A 3,567-nucleotide genomic window follows, 5' to 3' on the forward strand; every position below is an offset into this window, starting at 1 on the left:
TCACGCTCAATGTCGTGCATCTGTTCGAGTTGCAGTTTCTGTTGAGGAGTCAGTGTGATTTTCATGGTTTGTAGCATGATCCTGATTCTATTGAAAATCAAGCATCTTCAATGATCACGGGTATAGTTCGCATACTTCACATTTTCAGAAAGAATGGCGGTGAAAGCATAAATGATACAGGTGACAACCCGCCACCCGTATCAACATTAGGTTATTGCTTGAATTTCAATAAGCGCAAAGCATTCAATGTAACGAGAGCTGTCGCACCACTGTCAGCCAAAACAGCGACCCACAACCCTGTTATCCCCAATAAGCTTGTCACTAGAAATACGGCTTTTAAGCCAAGAGCCAGCGTGACATTTTGCCGAATGTTTCTTAACGTCGCTTGCGATAACTCCACCATGGTCGCTAATTCAATGAGCCGATTATGGGTAATAGCGGCATCTGCTGTTTCAAGCGCAACGTCGGTTCCTCCCCCCATTGCAATACCAATGTTCGCCTCTTTCATTGCCGGCGCATCATTGATGCCATCCCCCACCATGGCCACATTTTTTTGCTGTGCCAACTGCTGGATATAACTGACTTTATCTTGTGGCAACAAACTAGCTTTGAAGTCGATACCTAATTGAGTACTAATGGCTGCAGCACTTCTTTGATTATCACCCGTGAGCATGATCGTACCGATCCCGAGCCGATGCAGAGCATCAATGGCCTCTTTCGCATCTTCACGCAAGGTATCTTGCCAAGCCAATAGGCCAATCAGTCGCGCATCTTCCAAAACAACAACAACGGTCTTACCTTCACTTTCTAATGCTTCGATGCGCTGTTTTGTCTCATGGGAAACACTAACCGTCACTTTACTTGGCGCTAGTGCTTGGTATGTTTTTCCATCCACTACCCCACAAACACCTCGACCAATCAGTGCCTTCTTGTCAGAGGCCTGAGCAATCGGTAGCCCCATAGATTCAACTTTAGCAACCAAGGCGGTAGCCAGCGGATGGCTTGACCCCATTTCAATAGCTGCCACCATGCTCAATAATTGGTTTTCCGGATAACCATTAAGCGCAATCACATCAGTTACATCGGGTTTACCCTTAGTTAGTGTACCGGTTTTATCAAACGCAATAGTTTCAATTTTGCCTAACTGCTCTAACGCTGCTCCACCTTTTATCAAGGCTCCACGACGCGCACCGGCGGCTAAACCCGACGTAATGGCCGCTGGCGTTGAAATCACTAAAGCACAAGGACAAGCAATCAATAACAGCGCCAAACCTCGATACACCCACGTTTCCCAAGGCTGAGCAAAAAACAGTGGTGGGATGACAACCACCGCAAGGGAGAGCACCATCATTAATGGCGTGTACCAACGGCTGAATTGGTCAAGAAAACGTTCTAACGGCGCTTTACGAGCTTCAGCCTCTTCAATTAAATGCAAAATGCGGTCAATCGCATTTTCACCCTGTTTGGATACTATGGTAAAACGTACCACTTGATCGACGACCACCGCGCCCGCCATCACATTCTCACCTTTAAAACGTTCAACTGGCAATGATTCGCCAGTTAAAGCACTTTCATCAAAACTGGCGGATACTTCATGTAACTGGCCATCGGCTGGAAGTCGTGCTCCCGGTGATACTTCAACAACATCCCCTAGCTGTAGCTTACTTACCGCGACATTCACGCGAGCTCCTGCCACTATTTTTGTTGCTGTTTCAGGTACCAGAGCCATTAATGCTTGCACACCACTTCTCGCACGAGAGGCGGCAAAAGCTTCCAAACGCTCACCGATAAGAAATAGTAAAAGAACCATCGCCGCTTCTACTGTTTCCCCAAGATAGAGTGCACCTAATGCGGCAACGCTCATTAACGTTTCTATAGCGAAAGGGGTTCCTGACTTTGCCAACTGTATCGCTTTTTTGGCTATCGGATATAAACCAGCCAAGCAGGTTACGACGAAAATCCAGTGGCTAATCTGTGGCAAGTAAGATTGGATAATGGCAGCAAAAACCATGGCTGAGGCTATTGAGAAGATTTGTGCATTGTGGATGAGGATCAATTTCCAACCAGTGGTATCGCTAGTTTTTACTTGAGATGCACCAGTGCGGCGAATCGAAAAGCCCGCACTGGCAACGGCTTGCTCTATCGCTTGTTCTGCCTCTGGCGCATTAAATTGAACCACCAGTTTTTCAGTAGCAAACAGTACTTTTGCATCAACAATAGCGTTTACTTTTTTAATCGCGGTTTCTATTTTTCGCGCACAAGAAGGACAATCCATTCCCTCTATTTGCCAACTTAAAGAATAAAGCGCATTGGATGATGCTCTCCGAGCAGATTCCTCGTCATCAGTAGGGTCTGCACCACTTGGACAACCTTGAGAGCTACAACAGCCGCCATCACTAGGCTCTACCGTAGCCGCTTTAATGGAGGTGATTTTGGGACTAGCACATGAAGCAGAATGTTGATGAACTATCGTTTTTTTTGTTGAGCGACAGGCGTCGTGTTTTGTACACATAAGGTTCTCCTTTTACTTTTCAATAAGCTTACACCTTAGAGCTAACTCCAAGGTCAATACTCCAGTAAAAAAAAGAGACGCTCTTTGGCGTCTCTGGACTACTCACACACAATTTAAGTTAGACTCAGGATAGCAAAGACAACGACATCCTTATTTCGATCGATTAGAAAACGATTGAATCTACTTATACTTGTCGCTTGAAACAGCTGTCGAGATTTTTACCCAGTGCACGTAGCACATCTCTTCGGGTGATAATACCCACCAATTTGCCTTGGTCTATCACGGGATAAACCTTAGGTTTACCGACTTTCATCATATCGGCAAGTTCTATGATAGAGGTATCAGGCCCGACAGATAACACATCAGGGTGCATACAGTCACTGACTAGATGTGTGTCTTGGCAAAAATAGCTGACTTTCACTAATTTATCGAGTAGGTCCTGCTCGGAAAGAAAACCGATCACCTGCTCTTGATCGTTAATGACAGGACCGCCTAGATGATCAGAACGAATCACTTTATCTAGCGCGGCAGTGAGTGACATTTCGGGTTTAAAAGTAACCGCTTGTAATGTCATATAATCTTTAACTTTGAGCGATTGCATAATAGTCTCCTTACTTGCAACGTTATGCTGCCTTTAGAGTAAGTGTTGTCTAATTTCTTGATTTTACTAAATGGAAATGACCAATTTTTTTAATAGGCAAAAACTATCACCATTCCAGAATGTTACTTTACTAAAAGAAAAGCATTGAAAAACAAAAAGCCCTTCGTCTCATTTATAAACCACTTAATAGCATTGAACACGCCATTACGCGCAAGATTTTATCGTCAAGATCATCTATATATTAATGTATTAACTTTTATATTATTAAGGCTGAGATATGGCGAATTCACCGTTAATATCCGCTATCTTAGAAAATCCAGTGTTGATGTATACCGAATCAACTTGAAGATGCAGGCTTGAGAACCTGAAAATGATCATTAATTCGAGATGTCAAAGAGCCTGCGATCTCTGGAAGAGTCACAGAAAAAAATTGGTCTATTGCCGCCTTGAAGTC

General features: G+C 44.1%; 2 protein-coding genes and 1 pseudogene. All 3 read right to left on the reverse strand.

Annotated elements, in window-relative coordinates; genetic code table 11:
• Positions 1-211 precede the first annotated feature (211 nt).
• Positions 212-2,512, reverse strand: a complete 2,301-nt coding sequence (locus EYW48_RS20625; RefSeq protein ID WP_277432989.1) for a zinc/cadmium/mercury/lead-transporting ATPase — start codon at positions 2,510-2,512, stop codon at positions 212-214.
• 184 nt (positions 2,513-2,696) lie between these two features.
• The gene (locus EYW48_RS20630) at positions 2,697-3,113 is read right to left on the reverse strand and encodes a CBS domain-containing protein (RefSeq protein WP_053310200.1); all 417 of its coding nucleotides are present in this window, start codon (positions 3,111-3,113) and stop codon (positions 2,697-2,699) included.
• Positions 3,114-3,450: 337 nt separating this feature from the next.
• A pseudogene (locus EYW48_RS20635) lies at positions 3,451-3,567 on the reverse strand (IS630 family transposase); the annotation flags it as partial.

Source organism: Vibrio sp. 1180_3 (assembly GCF_029478545.1).
Lineage (GTDB): Bacteria > Pseudomonadota > Gammaproteobacteria > Enterobacterales > Vibrionaceae > Vibrio > Vibrio aestuarianus.

Excerpts from the sequence above, each read along its gene's own strand:
- EYW48_RS20625 (WP_277432989.1), bottom strand. The coding sequence starts at position 2,512 with ATGTGTACAAAACACGACGCCTGTCGCTCAACAAAAAAAACGATAGTT.
- EYW48_RS20630 (WP_053310200.1), bottom strand. The coding sequence starts at position 3,113 with ATGCAATCGCTCAAAGTTAAAGATTATATGACATTACAAGCGGTTACT.